Genomic DNA, 18,927 nt, shown 5'->3' with positions numbered 1-18,927 from the left:
TGTTTTATACACCCCCGCGGCGTACGGCCCCCCGCCGACCCCGTTTCAGCGCTGCCGGCCCAGCGAGCCGAGACGGCGCCCCAGCCTGCTGAGGGTGCCCGGCCGGTTCCAGGCGCGGAACTCCTCGGCCCGGTGGGCCCCCTCCTGTTCGAGCCGCCGCTCGACGGCGGCGAGGTCCGCGTCGGGCAGCGCGCGGACCGCCGGACGCAGCACCTTGTCGCGGAGCGCCGTACGCGTCCTGTCCCACTCCGCGCTCGCGCCCGGGAGCGAACTCCAGGCGACGAAGCAGTGCGCCGCGTAGGCGGGGGACGTGCGCAGCAGATCGGCCACCCCGGGCTCCTGGGCCGCCGTCGCGTACGCGGTGAGCAGGGCGGGCTCGCCGCAGTGGATCAGGGTGTACAGCTCGCCCTCCGGCCGCTCCGGCGAGTGCAGTTGACGCCCCAGGGTGACGAACAGCCGCTCCAGCAGGGCGGGTTCCACCGGCTCGGCATCGGCCCGCAGCGACAACGCCCTTTCCGTCCACGGCGGTTCGGCCCGCCCCGCGCCGAGGTCGCGCAGGAAGTCCAGGAGCAGCAGCGCGCCCCGGACGCGCGGCTCCAGCCGGTCGGGGAAGCAGCGCAGCAGATCGTGCGCGAGGTCCGGCGCGTCCGGGTCGTCGGCGGGGCTGTCGAGCGCCGCCCCGACGAGCGTGGTCCAGGTGCCCGCCGACCGGTGCGCGTCCGACCCCGTCTCGCCGAGCAGCCGCCGCGCCTCGCCGGCGGTCGGCGCGCCGCCGTCCCACACCAGCCGTACCGCCGTCCGCAGCACGAGGGGATCGGTGAACGCCGAGACACCGCCCGCCCGCAGCGCGGCGTGCAGCGCCGTCAGACCGTCGCCGCCGGGCTCCGCCGTCCAGGGCGCGCCCGCGCACATCCGCAGATGCGGCAGCGTCTGCACCCCGCCGAGGGGGAGCGCGACCGACGCCAGCAGCCGCGCGGCGGCGGCGGGATCGTCGGCGGCGTGCGCGTCGAGCGCGCCGAGCAGGGCGGTACGCAGCTCGAAGTGGTCGTCCAGCACGGTACGGACCGCCGGGACGCGCGCCGTGTCCGGATCGGCGGAGAGGGCGCGCGCCAGCCGGGTGGCGAGAGCGGGCAGCAGCTCCGTACAGTCCACGCCGAGGATGCCCGCGACCCGCAGCAGCTCGACCGGACGGGCGATGCCGCCCACCGTGTCGTCGGCGATGCCCGCGAGGAGGCCGGGGGACAGCTCGGCCGCCAGCCGCTGCTTCACGTCCTCGGGGAGCGCCGACAACTCCGCCTCGGGGAGCGGTTCGTGGGGCGCCTGCTCCATCCCGACGGCCGTGGTCAGCACGAGCGCGCCGAGGGTGTGGAGCGTGGCGTCCGTACGGTCGTCGCCCGGACCGACCGGTCGGGCCCGGCCGCCGAGTGCGGTGAACAGCCGTGCCAGGGCGGCGCGTTCGGCCTCCGTGCGAGGGTCGTCGACCGGGGCGGCGAGCGCTTCGACGAGCCGGTGCAGCGGCTCGGAACTCACCGCGCGCACCTGCTCGGCCGCCCATGTGGCCGCCTCCGTACGGCCGTCCGCGCCCAGGGTGACCTCCGCGCAGAGCGCGGCGAAGGCCAGCGCGCCGGGGGAGAGGACACCGCCTGGCAGCGTGGCCGCCTCCGTGAACACCTCCGGCGCCCTGGCGAGCCAGAGGCGCGCGGCGATCCCGCCCCAGACGTGGGGGACATGGTCCCCCTCGGGCGACGCGGGCGGGGCGGGCGCCACCGGCGCGGGCGGACGGCCGGTGCAGTCGAGCACCCGGCTGCGCGGATCCGGCCCGGCCCCCTCCCGGGAGCCGTCCGGGAGTACCGCTCCCAGGAGTGCGCCGTCCGGGAGTGCGCCGACGATCTGCTGGCGGGCCTCCAGGGGGCGGTGGGTGTAGGTGGTGAAGGTCAGCGGCTCGGCGTGCTCGCGCGGCAGGACGGCACAGGCCAGCGCGATCCACTGGGCGACATCGGCGCTGCTGCGTTCCACGAGGACGAGCCGCGCGGGTGCGCCCGTGGCGGCCTGCTCCCGCAGCCCGGCGAAGAACGGTGCGAGCCAGGGGGCGCGCGCGGCGGCGAACCCGGCCAGTACGTCCCGGCCGAAGAGTCCCAGCGGGGGCAGGTCCTCCAGCGGCGCCGGAGCCCCGCTCCCCGGTACGGAGGCCGCCCAGCGCACCGAGTTCCAGGCGGAGATCGGCAGACCGCCGCCGGGCAGCCCGGTGCCCGCGGGCAGCAGGACGGCATGGGTGTGGGAGACCGTGGCGCCCGTCCCTGTCTCTGTGCCTGCCCCTGTGCCTGTGTCCGTGCCCGCTCCCGTGCCGGTACCTGTCGCGGTACGGACCGTACGGGCCAGGAGCCGGCTGCCGTCCGAGAGCACGCTGTGGCTGAACGCCTGCGGGAACGCGGCGAGTTCGCCGGTCGTGGGGTGCGGCGGGGCGCCCTCGGGCGGCTCGTACCCGATCAGCCCCTCCACCTCGTCCAGCAGCGGCCGGGGTATGCCGGGGGTGACGGAGACGAAGCCGGAGCCCGGCCCGTCCTGGCCCGGTGGGGCCGAGGTGTAGTGCAACTGCGCCAGGCCCATGGGCCGGCCCCCTTCGTTCCTGGCTGGTCCGGCCCGCGCCCGCCGTGAACCCGGCCGGGGCGCGCCGGATTTCGGCAGCACGAAGGTACCGCCCCGCGGAGGCCCGCGCGCACCGCCCCCGCGACCTGGCCGGGACTACGCGGGCTGGAGCAGGTCCCAGAGGTTCCCGTACAGGTCCTCGAAGACCGCGACCGTTCCGTACGGCTCGTGGCGGGTCTCCTGGACGAAGCGGACCCCGGCGGCGGTCATCCGGGCGTGGTCGCGGGCGAAGTCGTCGGTGTACAGGAAGAAGCCGACCCGGCCGCCGGTCTGCGCTCCGATGCTCGCGCGCTGGGCCTCGTCCTTGGCGCGGCCGAGCAGCAGCCCGGTGCCCGCCCCGCCGGCGGTCCCGTCGAGCGCGCGCGGGCGGACCACGACCCAGCGGGAGCCGTCGCCGCGGTCGGTGTCCTCGACCAGTTCGAAACCGAGGGCTTCCGTGTAGTGGGCGATGGCCTTGTCGTAGTCGTCGACGACCAGGGTGACCAGAGCGATATAGGACATGGGGAGAAGTTATACGTATGACCATCCACGGGGCAAGGACGCGTGGGGCGAGGCGGCACCCAAGGCCCCGCGCACCGCGCCTGCCGCGTTGTCACAGCCGGGGACTAGCATCGGAAGTCCGAGGGATCACCCGGGGCCGGTCCCGGGATCCGTCGGGGCCCCCGACGGTCACCGGGCCCTCCGCGTTTTCCGGGGGAGCGGGCGGGACAGTTTCGACGCGGGGCGGACACGGGTGGAGGCGATGGTGGTGGGGCTGTTCCGGCGAGGGCCGAGGCGTGACGGACGTGACACGCCCCGGGACCCCGCGTTCTCGTTCTTCTCGGTGGACGAGGCCGCGCTCTTCCGCGGCCAGGTCCGTGAGGCGTTCGCCGAACACGGTCTGGAGGTCACGCTCTACGCGGACATGGTGACCGACAGCGCGGGCCGCCAGTTCGGCCTGGGCAACCTCGCGGCGGTGTGCCACAACGACGACCGCGGACCCCGCGTCTGGGGCGATCTCGCGCGCCGGCACGCGGGCATGGTGCTGCGCACGATGGACGGCCCGTCCGCGCTCGACACCCTGCCGCCCGAGCAGATCCGCGCCCAGCTCTACCCCCGGGTGATCAGCGAGGACGGCCTCGACGCCCAGACGTTCGGTTACGCGCGCTCGGTCGCCCCGGGGCTCTACGAAGTGCTCGCGCTCGATCTGCCGGAGAGCGTCATGATGCTCACCGACGAGGCGCTGGAGCCGCTGGGCGAGGTCAGGGATCTGCGGGAGCGGGCGCTGCGCAATCTGCGCGAGCTGCCCGTCGAGGGACACGAGACCGTCAAGGACAAGGGCGCCGACGGGATGCGGTTCGAGGTGGTCCTCGGCGACTCCTTCTACACCGCCAGCCGCGTCCTCGCGCTGGAGACGGTCGTCCGGCAGGTCACCGGCGAGCGGATCCCGGCGGACGGAGCGCTCGTCGCGCTGCCGTTCCGGCACCAGCTCGCCTTCCACGTCATCCGCGACCTGACGATGATCCCGTCCCTGAACGCGCTGGCGTCGTTCGCCGCCTCCGGGTACGAGGACACACCGGGCGCCATCAGCCCGTACGTCTACTGGTGGCGCGGCGGTACGCTCACGCAGCTCAGCGAGGCGGACGACGACGGCGAGGGGCTGCGGATCGTCGTCGGCGACGACTTCCAGGAGCTGCTCGAACGGCTGGATCCGGACGGGCGGATGTCACCGGAGTAGCGCCCCGAGCGCCCGTACGGAGACCGCAGGAAGAACGTACGGAGCGAAGCAGGAACGTACGGAGCCAAGGAAGAACGTACGGAGACCGAAGGAAGCAAGGAGACCCCGCATGCCCGCCGCGCCGCCGCCCGTCACCCCTCCGTCCGACGCCCCTCCCGCCGCCCCGCCGCCCTTCACCGCGGACGACTACCGCGCCAGGATGGCCCGCGCCGCCGACGCCGCGGCCGGTGCCGGCCTCGCCGGGCTGCTCGTCGCCCCCGGGCCCGACCTCGTCCATCTCACCGGCTACCGGCCGACCGCCGACACCGAGCGGCTCACCCTGCTCGTCGTCGCCGCGGGTCGCGACCCCGTCCTCGTGGTGCCCGCCCTGGAGGCGCCGGACGCCGCCCGGGCCGCCGGGGCGCCCGCGCTCACCCTGCGCGACTGGACCGACGGTACGGACCCGTACGGCGTGACGGCGCCGCTGCTCGACCCCGCGGGCCGGTTCGGCGTCAGCGACAACGCCTGGGCGATGCATCTGCTCGCGCTCCAGCGGGCCCTGCCCGGCACCTCGTACGCGGCGCTGACCGAGGCGCTGCCGATGCTGCGCGCGGTCAAGGACGCGCGGGAGCTGGAGCGGATCGCGGCGGCGGGCGCGGCGGCCGACGCCGCGTACGAGGAGATCCTGAAGGTCGAGTTCGCCGGCCGCAGGGAGACCGACGTGGCCGCCGACCTCGCCCGCCTCCTGCGGGAACACGGCCACTCCCAGGTCGACTTCACGGTCGTCGGCTCGGGACCCAACGGCGCCGATCCGCACCACGAGGCCGACGAGCGGGTCATCGACCGCGGCGACATGGTCGTCCTCGACTTCGGCGGCCTCAAGTACGGCTACGGCTCCGACACCACCCGTACCGTCCATGTCGGCGAGCCGACCGCCGAGGAGCGGCGCGTCCACGAGGTCGTACGGGCGGCGCAGCAGGCCGGGTTCGAGGCGGTGCGGCCCGGGGCCGCCTGCCAGGAGGTGGACCGGGCGGCCCGCGCGGTCATCGCGGACGCCGGGTACGGCGCGTACTTCATCCACCGCACCGGCCACGGCATCGGCGTCACCACGCACGAGCCGCCGTACATGATCGAGGGCGAGGAACGGCCGATGGTGCCGGGCATGTGCTTCTCGGTCGAGCCGGGTGTCTATCTGCCGGGGCGCTTCGGGGTCCGGATCGAGGACATCGTCACGGTCACGGAGGACAGCGGCCGCCGGCTCAACAACACCCCGCGCGAGATGGCGATCGTGGAGTAGCCGGAGAGCGGCCCCTGACCGGGACCGGTGGGGGCGCGGAGGGTGTTTCACGGCCGGGCGGGGGGTACGGGGTCCCCGGCCTCCCGAGCGGCCGCCCGGCCCCCGCCCACGCCGCGCCGCCTCCGCCGCCGAACCGGGTCCGACCTGGTCTTCCCCGGCGTGCGCTGACACCGTACTCCCCATGAGTGAAGGGGAGTTGATGGACCGGAGCATACGCACGACCGAGGATGTGCTGAGGCTGCTGGACGGCCTGTTCGCGCCGGAGGCCGACCGCTGGACGGCCGGTGGGGCCGGCTGGTGGGACGGCTTCTACGCCGACCGTTCCAAGGCGGTGCCGTTCTTCGTGGCGAAGCCCGACGAGAGCCTGGTCTCCTTCCTCGACCGGGGCCTGGTCGCACCGGGCCGCGCGCTCGATCTGGGGTGCGGACCGGGCCGTAACGCGCTGCATCTCGCCTCCCGGGGGTTCCGGGTGGACGCCGTCGACCTCTCCGCGACGGCCGTCGACTGGGCACGGGAGCGCGCCCGCGAGGCCGGCGCGGCCATCCGCTTCCACCACGGCGACGCCTTCGCCGCCGACGCGACCGTGCCGGACGGCCCGTACGACCTGATCCAGGACTCGGGCTGCTTCCACCATCTGCCGCCCCACCGGCGCGTCAGCTATCTCGCCCTGGTCGACCGGGTGCTCGCCCCCGGCGGCCATCTCGCCCTGACCTGCTTCGCCGCCGGTGAGGCGGGCATGGGCTCCGAACTCCCCGACGCGGCGTTCTACGGCGCCTCCGGGACGTCCGGGCGCCCCGGGCTGCACGGCGGGCTCGCGTACACACCGGAGGCGCTGCGCCGGATCTTCTCGGACCTCACGGAGGTCGAGCTGCGCCGCATGCGCGACGAGCCGCCCGCCTCGCCCCGCTTCGGCGAGCCCTTCCTCTGGACGGCCCTGTTCCGCCGCCCCTCGTCCGGCGGCCCCCTCGCCCAGGCAGCCGAGGCCGCCCAGGCCGCCCAGGACGTCCAGGCAGCCGAGGCCGCCCAGGACGTCCGGACAGGCTAGGTCGCCGGGGCGAGGCGGGCGGCGAGTTCGTCCATGTCGGCCACGAACCAGACCTGCCTGCCGCGGTTCGACTCACGGACGAGATCGGGCAGGGCCGCGCTCGCCCGCAGATGGCGGGAGATGTCCCCGACGACCACCAGGCGGAGCCGGTAGTTCGCCAGCTTCTGGAGGATCGCGCCGGCCACACCGGTGCTGAGGTCGAAGAACCGCGCGTCGAACCGCTCCGCCGGAACCGCGACCACCTCCGCTCCCTGGAAGGCCGCCGGGACCAGATGGTCGAGCGCGTCCTGCTCGGTGGCGAGGGGCGGCCCCGCGGCGTCGCAGACCAGCACCGGTGTGCCGTGGTGCTCCACGAACAGGTCAGGCACGGTGCGCCGCCCCCGTCCCGCCGGAGGACCCGCCGCTCTCCGTGAACAGGCCGTTGTCCGGGCCGAGTACGCCGTCGATCAGATGCAGCACATCGGCGGTGGTGGCGGCGTCGCCGAGGATCACGATCTTCATACCGGCTCGTTCCTTGTCGTGGACCGTCTGGATGCGCAGCGGCTCCCGGGTGCCCCGTACGGACTGCGCGGCGGCCGTGAGACAGGTGCTCAGCCGGTCGGCCCCGGCCGGTCCGAGCCCGTCGATCCGCACGATGGCCGACACCTCCACACGGCCGGGAGGCGGCCCGGCCCCCGGAGTCTCCTCGGGGGCCGGGCCACTGGTCAGCGCTTCGAAGTCCGCCCGGCTGATGCGGTACTGCTTGCCGATCCTGACGGCCTTCAGCTTGCCGTCGCGCACATAGTTCCGCACCGTCCGCACATGCAGGCCGAGCCGCTCGGCGACCTCGCCGACCGAGTACAGCTCCTGTTCAGGACTCTCCATGCGTCTGTACGTTACCTCAAACGTCCTTCCGGAGAGAATATAGGAGTAGAAAGGGAAGGATGGGGAATGAGGGAGGGGGCTTCCGTGGAGGCGCCCCGCCGGTCAGCGGTCGGCCAGGACCACGCACGACTCCGGCGGCAGCCGCAGCACCCCGTCCGTCCCCGGCGCCGTCACCGGCTCCCACGCCGCGAGCACCCGGCCGGTGGGGCCCGTGGACAGGCCGTCCAGCGGGATCTCCGCCTCCCGCGCGGAGAGGTTCACCGCGATCCGCAGATCGCCTCTGCGGTACGCCAGCCAGCGCGCCCCCTCGTCGTACGCGACCCGTACCGCCGCCAGATCGGGATCGGCCAGGTCCGGCTGGTCGTGGCGGAGCGCGATCAGCTCGCCGTACCAGGCCAGCAGCCGTGCGTGCGGCTCGCGCGCCTGCTCGGAGCGGTCCAGGCACGAGCGGGCGCGCGTCGCCGGGTCCTGCGGGTCGGGGATGTCCTCGGCCGCCCAGCCGTGCGCCGCGAACTCCCGGCGCCGGCCGCTGCGTACGGCCTCCGCCAGCACCGGATCGGTGTGGTCGGTGAAGAACTGCCAGGGTGTGGTCGCGCCCCACTCCTCGCCCATGAAGAGCATCGGGGTGTGCGGCCCGGTCAGTACGAGGGTGGCCGCGCAGGCGAGCAGCCCGGGGGAGAGCGTGGCCGAGAGCCGGTCGCCGAGCGCCCGGTTGCCGATCTGGTCATGGGTCTGGGCGTAGCCGAGGAAGCGGTGCGCGGGCGTGCGCGTACGGTCGACGGGGCGGCCGTGCGTACGGCCCCGGAAGGTCGAGTACGTGCCGTCGTGGAAGAAGGCGCGCGTCAGTGTCTTGGCCAGCGCGGCCAGCGGCTCGCGGGCGAAGTCGGCGTAGTAGCCCTGGGATTCGCCGGTGAGCGCGGTGTGCAGGGCGTGGTGGAAGTCGTCGTTCCACTGGGCGTGCAGCCCGAGGCCGCCCTCCGCGCGGGGGGTGGTGGTACGGGGGTCCCCGAGGTCGGACTCGGCGATCAGGAACAGCGGCCGGCCGAGATCGCCGGAGAGCGCGTCGACGGCCGTGGACAGCTCTTCGAGGAAGGTCAGCGCGCGGTGGTCGGCCAGCGCGTGCACGGCGTCCAGCCGCAGCCCGTCCAGCCGGAAGTCCCGCAGCCAGGCCAGGGCGCTCTCCCGCAGATACGCGCGGACCTCGTCGGAGCCGGGGGCGTCGAGGTTGACGGCGGCGCCCCACGGGGTGTGGTGGGTGTCGGTGAAGTACGGTCCGAACGCGGGCAGATGGTTCCCCGACGGGCCGAGATGGTTGTGGACGACATCGAGGACGACCCCGAGTCCCAGGCCGTGCGCCGTGTCGACGAACCGCTTCAGCGCCTCGGGGCCGCCGTACGGCTCGTGCACCGCCCACAGCGACACCCCCTCGTACCCCCACCCGTGGGTCCCCGGGAAGGGGCAGACCGGCATCAGCTCGACATGGGTGATCCCCAGCTCGGCCAGGGGGGCGAGCCGCGCCGCCGCCGCGTCGAAGGTGCCCTCGCGGGTGAAGGTGCCGATGTGCAGCTCGTAGAGGACCGCGCCGGACAGCGGCCGGCCCGGCCAGGGGACGCGCCAGTCGTACGCGGCCTGGTCGACGACGGCGCTGCGTCCGTCGGGGCCCTCCGGCTGACGGCGCGAGCGCGGATCGGGGTGGACGGGGCCGCCGTCCAGCGAGAAGCCGTAGCGCGTGCCGTCCCCCGTCCCGGCGCCCGTTCCGTCACCCGTCCCTGTTCCCGCGCCCGTCCCGTCATCCGTCCCCGTCTCCGCGCCCGCGCCCGTCCCCGCGCCCGTCGCGTCGGGCGTCCCGGGGTGCGTCTCCGCGGTCCACCAGCCGGGTCTGCCCTGGTCGCGCTCCATGGGCAGCACGACGGGGCCGCTCCCGCCGCCGCGGTCGGGTCCGTCGCGTCCGGTCCGCTCCAGATGGAGGTCGACCCGCTCCTGCGCCTTCGGTGCCCACACCTCGAACTGCACGGGTGGTTCCCCCTTGTCGTCGGCACTGTCCCTCTGACGGTGACACCTCTCATGGTGGCAAGGGAGACGGCCGGGGGCGCGGTGATCACGGTGAATCGGGTGGTCGTGGCGCGGACGGGGACGACGCAGCGTGCTGACGGAAACACCGGTCCGTCTGGACACGTCAGGCCCGCCGGAAGGACAATCACGTCTGTGACGTCCTCCTTCGAGTCTCCCGCGTACCCCGTGCGGCTCTCCGACGCCGAGCGCGACCGTGTCCTCGCGGTACTCAGGGAAGGGATGGCGCAGGGCCGGCTGTCGCACGACACCTTTCTGCGCCGGACGGACCTGGCGCTCGCCGCCCGGGGGATCGACGAACTGAAGCCGCTCACCGCCGACCTGGAGGCCGAAGGCCGCTGGTCCCGTGGGGTGTTCGCGGCGGTCGGCCGGCTCTCCGCGTTCTCGCACCGGCTGAGCAGGGCGTGGCAGGCCGAGCGGCTGCCGAAGCTGCTGCTGCCGTCGCCGGGACCGTATCCGCTGCGGATCGGACGCGACCCGGTCAACGGGCTGCGGCTCAGCCATGACACCGTCTCCCGGCTGCACGCCGAGCTGAGCAGGCAGGACGAGCGGTGGGTGCTGCGCGACCTCGGCTCGACGAACGGGACGACCGTCAACGGACGGCGTGTCACCTCGACGGTCGTCGTGCGGGACGGCGACATGGTGACGTTCGGTCAGATGAGCTTCCGGCTCTCCTCCCACTGAGCGAGCCCGGCCCGCCGCCCGGTGTGGGGGGTGTGACGGCGGGCCGGGTGCCGTCCGGCGTCCGGGTGGGGGCCGGGCCGGAGTGTGCGGGTGGTGCCGCGGTGACCGCGCGCCCGGGTCAGTGCACGGAGCAGGGCGCTGTGGTGGCGGTGTCCGGCGGTCCGCCCGAGGCGACGTAACTGAAGGCGGTCGAGGCGCCGGCCGCCAACGACCCGTTCCAGTCGACGTTGTGGACCATCACCCCCTGACCGCCGTACGTGGCGTTGCCGTTCCAGAGGCTGTCGACCTTCTGGCCGGTCGGCAGGGTGAACTCGACCATCCAGCCCAGGATCGGGTTGGCGCTCGTGTTCTTGACGGTGATCTCCGCCTGGTAGCCGCCGGTCCAGGTGCCGGTGGTCTTCCGGGTGGCGGTGCAGGTGGCCGTCGGGTCGGTCGGCGGGTCCGTCGGGGTGGTGCCCGGCTCACCGACGCCGGTCACCTCGCCGTTGCCGCCGTCGAAGACGACGTCCGAGCAGCTGTAGAAGGTCTCCTGGCTGTCCGAGCGCTGCCACACCATGTAGATGATGTGCCGGCCGCTCTTGCCGGTGGGCAGCTTGCCGGTCCACTTGTACGCGCCGTCCACGGTGCCGACGCTCCCGGTGACCTGCGGGTGGTCGACCGTCATGAACGGGGTGGCCTCCAGGTCGTCCCAGGAGAAGGTCTTCGTGGGGTCGAAGCCGTTCTTGGTGACGTACACGTAGAACCAACCGGGGTGCGCGGCCCACGCGTTGTACGAGAAGTCGAGGGACGCGCCCGAGGTCAGGTGGGTGAGCGGCCAGTCGCTCCGGGACTTGTCGAAGCCGCCGAACGTGGTGTTGCCACCGCTGCACAACTGGCCGTCGGGGATGAAGCCCTTGGTCCGCCCGGCGCCGTCGGAGCGCAGTACGGAGAACCAGTTGTAGAGCGGGGTCGTACCGCTCTCCGCGACGGCGGCCTTGCACGCGGGGTTGACGGGCTTGATCTCACCCGTGCTGGTCAGACCGTCCCGCCAGCACATGAACGTGCGGCTGGCGGGCTTCATCGGGGTGCCGTGGGCGGACGAGGGCCGGCTTTCGGTGACGACCATGAGCAGGGCGGGGAGTACGGCGAGCAGGGCGAGGAGTACGACTCTGCGGGGGTGTAACAGCCACGGTGGGGGGCGGTTCATCATGCGTGTCCCTTCAGCATGATCATGACAAGTGACCGTATGTGCCGGTGATGGGAGCGCTCCCATTTCTCGGAACGTAGCGCGGCCCGGTCACTCTGTAAACGCCGTGGACCGAACTTCCCGGAACCGGCCTTCGGCCCCGGGTCACCTCAGGGCCGCCGCCGCGTTCACCCCGCCGCCTTCATACCGTCTCCAGGAGGGCCACCGGGAACGTGTCGAGCAGCTCCGCGAGCCGCGCCGTCCCCGACACCTCACGCCCCGTCAGCACATCCCGCCACGTGCCCGGCGGCAGCGGCAGCTCCGTCGTACGCCAGCCGCCGGCCCGCTCCAGACCGTACGGAAGCCGGGTCGTCACCGTGACCGTGGCGCCCGTGCGGGCGAAGGCCAGCGCGTGCGCGGCGGCCGGACCCGCCGCGTGCAGCGGGGTGTACGTGCCGGACTCGCCGAAGACCTCGGGCCGCTCCCGGCGCAGCCGCAGCGCCGCCGTGGTGACCACCGTACGGTCGTCGGGCGGCCCCGTCCTGAACGGCCGCCGGTTGTCCGGGTCGACCAGCGCCGTGTACTCGCGCTCCGTGCCCTGGTAGAGGTCGGGCACCCCCGGCATCGTGAGGTGCACCAGCGCCGCGCCGAGCGCGGAGGCCCGTACGTACGGCGCCAGCGCGCGGTTGAACGCCGTGACCGTACGCCGCGCCTGACCCGCGGGGCCCGCCTCGACGAACGCCGCCACCGCCTGCTCGTACAGCGGATCCGGCTCCGTCCAGCTCGTCCGCAGCCCCGCCTCCCGTACGGACTTCAGCAGCGCGGGCACCATCCGCGCCCCGTCCGGCGGGGTCCCGTCCACGGCGGGGGTGAAGCCCACCGCCGTCTGCCACGCCTGCCACGCCACCTGCGGGTCCGGCGCCGCCACCCCGGCCACCTGCTCCAGCAACTGGTCCCACCGCTCGGGGCATTCGGCGAGCATCGCGATCCCGGCCCGTACGTCCGCGCTGCGCTTGGTGTCGTGCGTGGTCAGTACGGTGCCGGTGGACGGCCAGTCCCGCGCGAGCCGCAGGCAGTACGCGTGGAACCGCTCCGGGCTCACCGCCGGGCTGCCCGGGTCGCCGCCCACCTCGTTCGCCGAGATCAGCGGCACGTACCGGTAGAACGCCGTGTCCTCCAGCGACTTGGCGCGCAGCGCGGACGCGGTCTGCGCGAACCGGGCGCAGAACACCGCCTGGTCCTCGCCCGTACCGAGCCGGCCGAGCGCCAGCTCCCGCACCACGTCCACGACGGCCGCCTCCCGCTCCACCGCGAACGCCGTCTTCGCCTGCCGGACCGCCTCCTCGGAGACCGCCGCCTCCGCCGCCTCGGGGCAGGGCCCGCCCGCCGTCGTGTACGGGCGGTAGACCGGTACCCGGACCAGCAGCTCCCGGATCGCGGTGCGCAGCGCCCAGGGCGCGTGGTCGCGCAGCGCCGGGTCGGCGGCGCAGACGCGCAGCGCCGTACGGACCAGGAAGGCGGTCTCGGCGGCCAGTTCGTGGAAGACCACCTTGTACGCCGCGCGCCGGGCCGTACCGTTCCAGTAGCCGCCCCGGTCGCCCGCCGGGCCCGCGACGTCGCGGTAGCGGCGCTCCAGGACCTCGGCGCCCGCGCCGTCCGTGAACACCCCGTCGATGTGGCGCAGCGCGTCGTAGCCGGTGGTGCCGGCGACGGCCCACCCGGCGGGCAGCACCTCGTCGTCCGTGAGGATCTTCTCCACGACCGTCCAGCAGCCGCCGGTCGCCTCGTTCAGCCGGCGCAGATACCGCTCGGGGTCGGCGAGCCCGTCCGGGTGGTCGACGCGCAGCCCCTCGACGACCCCGTCCCGTACCAGCTCGACGATCTTCGCGTGGGTGGCGGTGAAGACCTCCGGGTCCTCCACGCGGACCCCGATCAGCTCCGGGATGGTGAAGAACCGGCGGTAGTTCAGCTCCGTGCGCGCCAGCCGCCACCACGCGAGCCGGTAGTGCTGGGCGTCGAGCAGCGCGGGCAGCGCCAGCTCCTCGCTCCCGGCGGCGAGCGGGAAGCGCTGCTCGCCGTGGTGGAGCATCCCGTCCTCGACGCGCAGCGTCCCGGCCGCCAGCTCGTCCCCGACCGGGGAGGGCAGCACCGGCAGCAGCACCTTGCCGTCGCCCGCGTCCCAGTCGATGTCGAACCAGCGGGCGTACGGCGACGCGGGACCCTCGCGCAGCACCTCCCACAGGGCGCGGTTGTGGGCGGGCGCCGCGGCCATGTGGTTGGGCACGATGTCCAGCACGATCCCGAGGCCGTGCTCGCGGGCGGTGGCGGCGAGGGCCCGCAGCCCCTCCTCGCCGCCCAGCTCGGCCCGTACGGCGGAGTGGTCGACCACGTCGTAGCCGTGCGTGGAGCCCGGTACGGCCTCCAGCACCGGCGACAGATGCAGATGCGAGACCCCGAGCGCGGCGAGATACGGCACGGCGCGCCGGGCGGCCGAGAACGGGAATTCCGGCTGGAGCTGGAGCCGGTAGGTCGCAGTGGGCGTCATACGGTCGTACGTACCCCGCTTCTCGACTTCTGTTTCATCGGTACCAGTGGATTCGGCGGCGGTGGTTTCGGAGGCGACGACTTCGGATTCACCGACTTTCGGCGTGGGCGGCGGACGGGTCGCCCTCCACCGTAGAGCCTGTGGCCTCCACCGTGTGCACGTACGGGGTGGTCGTGGTCAGGGCGGCGAAGCCGAGGCGGGCGAGGATCGGCCGGCTCGTCTCCAACGCGTCCACGTGGAGATGGCGGTAGCCCCGTTCGGCGGCGATCCGCGCCCGGTGGGCGACCAGCGCGCGGTAGACGCCCCGGCCGCGCCACTGCGGCAGCGTGCCGCCGCCCCAGAGACCGGCGAAGTCCGAGCCGGGCGGCAGCTCCGCCCTGGCGGCGCTCACCGGGGTGTCGCCCGCCAGGACGACGGCCGCGGCGACCGTGTGCGGCGCCTCGGCGAGCTGGGCGGAGAGCCGTTCCCCGATCCTGCTCCCGTCCGTGCCGAACGCCTGCTCATGGACGCGGGCCACCAGCTCGGCGCCGGCCGCGTCGGTGACGGGGAGCAGCCGCAGCCCCTCGGGGAGCGGCGGGCCGTGGAGCAGCTCCGCCGTCTCCGCGACCATCAGCGTCTCGGTGGGCCCGGGGGTGAACCCGGCCGCGCGCAGCCGCTCCCCGAGGCCGGCGGGGCGGTCGTGCGCGTACAGCTTCCACTCGCACTCCAGGCCGAGCGCGGTGAAGTACTCCCGCTGCGCGGCGATCTCCGCGTCGGCCGCCCGCCCGTCGGGCAGGTCCGACCAGAGGACACCGTTCCACGTGGAGGCGTCGCCCACCTGGCGGACGACCCGGCCCGCCCGCTCGACCCGGGCGCCGGGGCCGTCCGGGCGGGCGTCCCGCCGCATCTGCCGGTCGTACGCGGCCAGTACCGCTCCGTGGTCCATCCGGCCACTGGAGCACCGGAGGGCCGGTCCGGCAACCGGATTTCGCCGCGACGGGACCGGCCGTCCCGTCACGGCTCCGTCCCCACCGGCCGTCCCGTCGTGGGCCCGTCCGCACCGGCCGTCCCGTCACGGCACCGTCCCGGCGCGGGCCCGGAGGCGCCCTACGCCGGGCGCATCAGCACCGTCATGCTGCGGCCGATCATCTTGAGCCGTTCGCCGCCGTCGACCTTCTCGCCCTGCCCGCGCACCACGCCCTCCGGGCGGGCCGTGTCCACCATGACCTGCCACTGGCGTCCGTGGTTCACCGGCACCCGGAACTCCAGCTCGTCTGCGCTCGCGTTGAACATCAGCAGGAACGAGTCGTCCGAGATCCGCTCGCCGCGCGGCCCCGGCTCCGAGATCGCGTGGCCGTTGAGGAAGACCGTCATCGCCTGGGCGTGGGCCGCCTGCCAGTCCTGCTGGGTCATCTCCTCACCCTCGGGGGTGAACCAGGAGATGTCCGAGAGGTCGTCGTGCGTGCCCTCCACCGGGCGCCCGTGGAAGAAGCGCCTGCGCCGGAAGACCGGATGGTCCCGGCGCAGCCACACCATCGCCTGGGTGAAGGCCAGCATCGTCCGGTCGGTCTCCGCGCCCGGCTCCGGCCAGCGGACCCAGGAGACCTCGTTGTCCTGGCAGTACGCGTTGTTGTTGCCGCCCTGCGTACGGGCGAACTCGTCGCCGTGGCTGAGCATGGGCACGCCCTGCGAGAGCATCAGCGTCGCGATGAAGTTGCGCATCTGGCGGTTGCGCAGCTCCACGATCTCCAGATCGTCGCTCTCGCCCTCCACCCCGCAGTTCCAGGACCGGTTGTGGCTCTCGCCGTCCCGGTTGGACTCGCCGTTGGCCTCGTTGTGCTTGTCGTTGTACGAGACGAGGTCGTGCAGGGTGAAGCCGTCGTGGCAGGTGGTGAAGTTGATGGAGGCCAGCGGACGGCGCCCGTCGTCCTGGTACAGGTCGGACGAACCGGTCAGCCGGGACGCGAACTCGGCGAGGGTCCTGGGTTCGCCGCGCCACAGGTCCCGTACGGTGTCGCGGTACTTCCCGTTCCACTCGGTCCACAGCGGCGGGAAGTTCCCCACCTGGTAGCCGCCCTCGCCCACGTCCCACGGCTCGGCGATCAGCTTCACCTGGCTGACCACCGGGTCCTGCTGGACGAGGTCGAAGAACGACGACAGCCGGTCCACCTCGTGGAACTGGCGGGCCAGGGTCGCCGCGAGGTCGAAGCGGAAGCCGTCCACGTGCATCTCGGTCACCCAGTACCGCAGCGAGTCCATGATGAGCTGGAGCACATGCGGGCTGCGCATCAGCAGCGAGTTCCCGGTGCCCGTCGTGTCCGTGTAGTAGCGCTGGTCCTCGGAGAGCCGGTAGTACTGCGCGTTGTCCAGGCCGCGGAAGGAGAGCGTCGGGCCCAGATGGCTGCCCTCGGCCGTGTGGTTGTAGACGACGTCGAGGATGACCTCGATCCCGGCCTGGTGCAGCGCCCGTACGGCCTGTTTGAACTCCAGGACCTGTTCGCCCCGGTCGCCCCACGACGCGTAGGCGTTGTGCGGGGCGAAGAAGCCGATGGTGTTGTAGCCCCAGTAATTGGCGAGCCCGGCGTCCGCCAGCCGGTGGTCGTTGACGAACTGGTGCACCGGCATCAGCTCCAGCGCCGTGACCCCCAGCTCGGTCAGGTGCTCGATCACCGCCGGATGGGCGAGCCCGGCGTACGTACCGCGCAGCTCCTCCGGGAGCGCCGGGTGGAGCATCGTGAGGCCCTTCACATGGGCCTCGTAGAGCACCGTGCGGTGGTAGTCGGTCCGCGGGCGCCGGTCGTCGCCCCAGTCGAAGTACGGATTGACGACGACCGAGGACATCGTGTGGGGGGCGGAGTCCATGTCGTTGCGCGAGTCGGGCTTGCCGAAGTGGTAGCCGTACACCGACTCGCCCCACTCGACGGAGCCGCTGATCGCACGCGCGTACGGGTCGAGCAGTAACTTGGCGGAGTTGCAGCGGTGGCCGCGCTCCGGCTCGTACGGTCCGTGGACCCGGAATCCATAGCGCTGACCAGGCATGATGCCGGGCAGATACGCGTGGCGCACAAAGGCGTCGGTCTCGCGCAGCTCCACCGCCGTTTCTGATCCGTCGTCGTGCAAGAGGCACAACTCGATCCGGTGCGCGACCTCGGAGTAGACCGCGAAGTTCGTACCGGCGCCGTCGTACGTGGCGCCGAGGGGATATGTCTGTCCCGGCCAGACCTGCATAGGGAGGACTCTTCCATTTCTGATCCGGGTGGAGCGGGCTGTTGAGCCAGATCTTCCCCGAAAGTAGGGCGAGCACCTAGGAACCCGCAGCGTTCTTGGCGCTTCTTGCGCCGAGGGTCAACCTGGTGCACCGTGCCGTCGCCCGGACCGGTCATGGTGCTCAGTGGTCCCACCGGGCTCCTCCCGCCCCGCCGGGCGCGCCGGGAGGATCGGGCGGAATCGTGATGAACCATCCCACTCCGGTCGAAGTCACCACCGGGAACAAGCCTCACGAACAAGGGAGTTGAGAAAGGAGCCTGTGCATCCTGCTGCACCTGGTCCGGTCGGCGGAGTACCCTTCCTTGATCGTTGAAAAGGGAGAAGAAGGCGGTGCGCGGGTGAGCTCGGGAGGGCTGGAGCTGCCCCCAGGTGACGCAGGTCATGCGGGGGAATCCGGCGACATCCAGCCCGGAGTGGTCTCCCTCGCGCGACCGATGGAGATCGGGGCGGAACTGGACTGGGGCGCGGACGCCTGGAACGAGGTCCGTACGCGCGCACAGCGGGCCGGGCGGGCCTACATCTGGCTGAATCTGGTGGAGCAGCGGCTGCGCGCGGTCGTCGCCGCGGTACTGCGGCCCATCTACGAGCCCGTGCACGGCGAGGAGTGGGTGGTCGCCGCCGCCGGGCCCGCCGGGCAGGAGTGGGTGCAGCGCGCCGTCGCCGTACGGGAGGTGTCCCGGCGCAAGGGCTACCTCCTCGACCCGGCCGACGACAACGTGCTGAGCTTTCTCACGCTCCCGCAGCTCAGAGAGCTGATGGTGCAGCACTGGCCGTGCTTCGAGCCGTACTTCGACGACCGCCGCGACGTGGAGCTGGCCCTCGACGAGCTGGAGGTCGCGCGCAATGTCGTCTCCCGCAACCGGGCGCTCTCCGAGACGGTTCTCGCCCAGGCGGAGCGGGCCTCCGCCAGGCTGCTGGAGATCCTCGGCGGCGGCAGCGGCATACCCTCCTCGCAGCGGCTGCGCGTCGACGCGGTGGAGGACCTGGTCGGCGACCGGTACGGCGACGTCGTCTCCGTCCACTCCGACCGGGTCAGGCTCCAGCGCCAGCTCCCCGCGGAGGACCTGTTCGGCGGGGCGCGGCGGCTCGACGCCATCGGTATCGGCCTCAACCTCCTCGTCCAGAACTTCTCCGGGCGCCGGCTCATCCGGCTCGCCGAGTCCGGCTGCCGGACCCGGCTGGTCTTCCTCAACCCGGCGAGCAGCGCGGTCAAGCGCCGCGAGCGCGAGCTGGGGCTGCGCAAGGGGGAACTGAGCCGTTCGGTGGAGATGAACATCCTCCACATGCGCCGGGTGCGCTCCAAGCTGCGCGACCCGGGCGCCTTCGAGATCCACGTCTTCGACGAGACCCCGCGCTTCACCGCCTACCTCGTGGACGGCGACGGCTCCGACGGCCTGGCCGTCGTCCAGTCGTACCTGCGCCGGGCCCGCGGGATGGAGGCGCCGGTCCTCGTGCTGCGGGGCGGCGGGCGTGAGGTCGTCCGTGCGGGGCAGGACACGGAGCACGGGCTCTTCCAGACCTACCGCGAGGAGTTCGACGCGGTCTGGACCGACTCCCGGCCGGTCTCCTGAACCGGGGCGTTGTCAGTGGCCCGTGGCAGGGTGAAGGTCCGGCGGGGAGATCCGACGGGGGGAAGCGGGGGAAGCGCCACCGCACCACGAAGGAGGGC

Annotated in this window: 14 protein-coding genes; 5 read left to right on the top strand and 9 right to left on the bottom strand. The window is 73.2% G+C overall.

The features are described 5' to 3' along the window. Positions 1 to 45 precede the first annotated feature (45 nt). The gene (locus ACFXPK_RS02800) at positions 46 to 2,607 is read right to left on the bottom strand and encodes a GTPase-associated protein 1-related protein (protein ID WP_385070852.1); all 2,562 of its coding nucleotides are present in this window, start codon (positions 2,605 to 2,607) and stop codon (positions 46 to 48) included. 135 nt (positions 2,608 to 2,742) lie between these two features. Next, on the bottom strand, positions 2,743 to 3,147 hold the full coding sequence (locus tag ACFXPK_RS02795) for a VOC family protein (RefSeq protein WP_385070849.1): 405 nt from the start codon (positions 3,145 to 3,147) through the stop codon (positions 2,743 to 2,745). A gap of 247 nt (positions 3,148 to 3,394) precedes the next feature. Here ACFXPK_RS02795 and ACFXPK_RS02790 point away from each other — a divergent pair, with 247 nt between their 5' ends. From ACFXPK_RS02790 to ACFXPK_RS02780, 3 genes are all read left to right on the top strand, one after another. After that, on the top strand, positions 3,395 to 4,363 hold the full coding sequence (locus ACFXPK_RS02790) for a hypothetical protein (RefSeq protein WP_385070921.1): 969 nt from the start codon (positions 3,395 to 3,397) through the stop codon (positions 4,361 to 4,363). Between the two features lie 109 nt (positions 4,364 to 4,472). Beyond that, entirely contained in the window at positions 4,473 to 5,639 is a 1,167-nt protein-coding gene (locus ACFXPK_RS02785; RefSeq protein WP_385070846.1) for a M24 family metallopeptidase, read from the top strand. Positions 5,640 to 5,838: 199 nt separating this feature from the next. Next, a complete protein-coding gene (locus ACFXPK_RS02780) occupies positions 5,839 to 6,684 on the top strand; it encodes a class I SAM-dependent methyltransferase (RefSeq protein ID WP_385070843.1) in 846 nt (281 codons plus the stop codon). Here the strand turns inward: ACFXPK_RS02780 and ACFXPK_RS02775 are convergent. The 3 genes from ACFXPK_RS02775 to treZ all read right to left on the bottom strand — a co-directional run bounded on the left by ACFXPK_RS02775 (position 6,681) and on the right by treZ (position 9,561). After that, positions 6,681 to 7,052 (bottom strand): DUF4180 domain-containing protein, encoded by a 372-nt coding sequence (locus ACFXPK_RS02775; protein WP_384993997.1) that lies wholly within the window; start codon positions 7,050 to 7,052, stop codon positions 6,681 to 6,683. The two genes, ACFXPK_RS02780 and ACFXPK_RS02775, sit on opposite strands and share 4 nt — an antisense overlap. Continuing rightward, positions 7,045 to 7,548, bottom strand: a complete 504-nt coding sequence (locus tag ACFXPK_RS02770) for a helix-turn-helix domain-containing protein (protein ID WP_385070840.1) — start codon at positions 7,546 to 7,548, stop codon at positions 7,045 to 7,047. The genes ACFXPK_RS02775 and ACFXPK_RS02770 overlap by 8 nt, the downstream gene beginning before the upstream one ends. A 102-nt stretch (positions 7,549 to 7,650) precedes the next feature. After that, positions 7,651 to 9,561: a malto-oligosyltrehalose trehalohydrolase gene (treZ, locus tag ACFXPK_RS02765; RefSeq protein WP_385070837.1), complete on the bottom strand. Its 1,911-nt coding sequence runs from the start codon at positions 9,559 to 9,561 to the stop codon at positions 7,651 to 7,653. 192 nt (positions 9,562 to 9,753) lie between these two features. On the opposite strand from treZ, the gene ACFXPK_RS02760 reads away from it, so the two are divergent. Then, on the top strand, positions 9,754 to 10,302 hold the full coding sequence (locus ACFXPK_RS02760; RefSeq protein ID WP_384993990.1) for an FHA domain-containing protein: 549 nt from the start codon (positions 9,754 to 9,756) through the stop codon (positions 10,300 to 10,302). A 118-nt stretch (positions 10,303 to 10,420) separates the two neighbouring features. Here ACFXPK_RS02760 and ACFXPK_RS02755 read toward each other — a convergent pair whose 3' ends face one another. From ACFXPK_RS02755 to glgX, 4 genes are all read right to left on the bottom strand, one after another. Further along, a complete protein-coding gene (locus ACFXPK_RS02755) occupies positions 10,421 to 11,491 on the bottom strand; it encodes a lytic polysaccharide monooxygenase (protein WP_385070832.1) in 1,071 nt (356 codons plus the stop codon). A gap of 178 nt (positions 11,492 to 11,669) precedes the next feature. After that, positions 11,670 to 14,012, bottom strand: a complete 2,343-nt coding sequence (gene treY / locus ACFXPK_RS02750; RefSeq protein ID WP_385070829.1) for a malto-oligosyltrehalose synthase — start codon at positions 14,010 to 14,012, stop codon at positions 11,670 to 11,672. Between the two features lie 88 nt (positions 14,013 to 14,100). After that, positions 14,101 to 14,937 (bottom strand): GNAT family N-acetyltransferase, encoded by an 837-nt coding sequence (locus tag ACFXPK_RS02745; protein WP_385070825.1) that lies wholly within the window; start codon positions 14,935 to 14,937, stop codon positions 14,101 to 14,103. A gap of 161 nt (positions 14,938 to 15,098) precedes the next feature. After that, positions 15,099 to 17,219 carry a glycogen debranching protein GlgX gene (gene glgX / locus ACFXPK_RS02740; protein WP_384993980.1) on the bottom strand — a complete coding sequence of 707 codons (2,121 nt, stop codon included), beginning with the start codon at positions 17,217 to 17,219 and terminating at the stop codon, positions 15,099 to 15,101. A 377-nt stretch (positions 17,220 to 17,596) separates the two neighbouring features. Here glgX and ACFXPK_RS02735 point away from each other — a divergent pair, with 377 nt between their 5' ends. Beyond that, complete coding sequence (locus ACFXPK_RS02735; protein WP_384993978.1) at positions 17,597 to 18,829, top strand: SAV2148 family HEPN domain-containing protein; 1,233 nt, start codon at positions 17,597 to 17,599, stop codon at positions 18,827 to 18,829. Positions 18,830 to 18,927 lie beyond the last annotated feature (98 nt).

Origin of the sequence: Streptomyces sp. NPDC059142 (assembly GCF_042755665.1) — a bacterium.
GTDB lineage: Bacteria > Actinomycetota > Actinomycetes > Streptomycetales > Streptomycetaceae > Streptomyces.
This window is presented reverse-complemented; position numbering and strand designations above follow the sequence as displayed.

Bases quoted from the DNA above. Each gene is read 5' to 3' on its own strand.
- ACFXPK_RS02800 (WP_385070852.1), bottom strand. From the start codon at position 2,607: ATGGGCCTGGCGCAGTTGCACTACACCTCGGCCCCACCGGGCCAGGAC.
- ACFXPK_RS02795 (WP_385070849.1), bottom strand. From the start codon at position 3,147: ATGTCCTATATCGCTCTGGTCACCCTGGTCGTCGACGACTACGACAAG.
- ACFXPK_RS02785 (WP_385070846.1), top strand. From the start codon at position 4,473: ATGCCCGCCGCGCCGCCGCCCGTCACCCCTCCGTCCGACGCCCCTCCC.
- ACFXPK_RS02780 (WP_385070843.1), top strand. From the start codon at position 5,839: ATGGACCGGAGCATACGCACGACCGAGGATGTGCTGAGGCTGCTGGAC.
- ACFXPK_RS02770 (WP_385070840.1), bottom strand. From the start codon at position 7,548: ATGGAGAGTCCTGAACAGGAGCTGTACTCGGTCGGCGAGGTCGCCGAG.
- ACFXPK_RS02755 (WP_385070832.1), bottom strand. From the start codon at position 11,491: ATGATGAACCGCCCCCCACCGTGGCTGTTACACCCCCGCAGAGTCGTA.
- treY (WP_385070829.1), bottom strand. From the start codon at position 14,012: ATGACGCCCACTGCGACCTACCGGCTCCAGCTCCAGCCGGAATTCCCG.
- ACFXPK_RS02745 (WP_385070825.1), bottom strand. From the start codon at position 14,937: ATGGACCACGGAGCGGTACTGGCCGCGTACGACCGGCAGATGCGGCGG.
- glgX (WP_384993980.1), bottom strand. From the start codon at position 17,219: ATGCAGGTCTGGCCGGGACAGACATATCCCCTCGGCGCCACGTACGAC.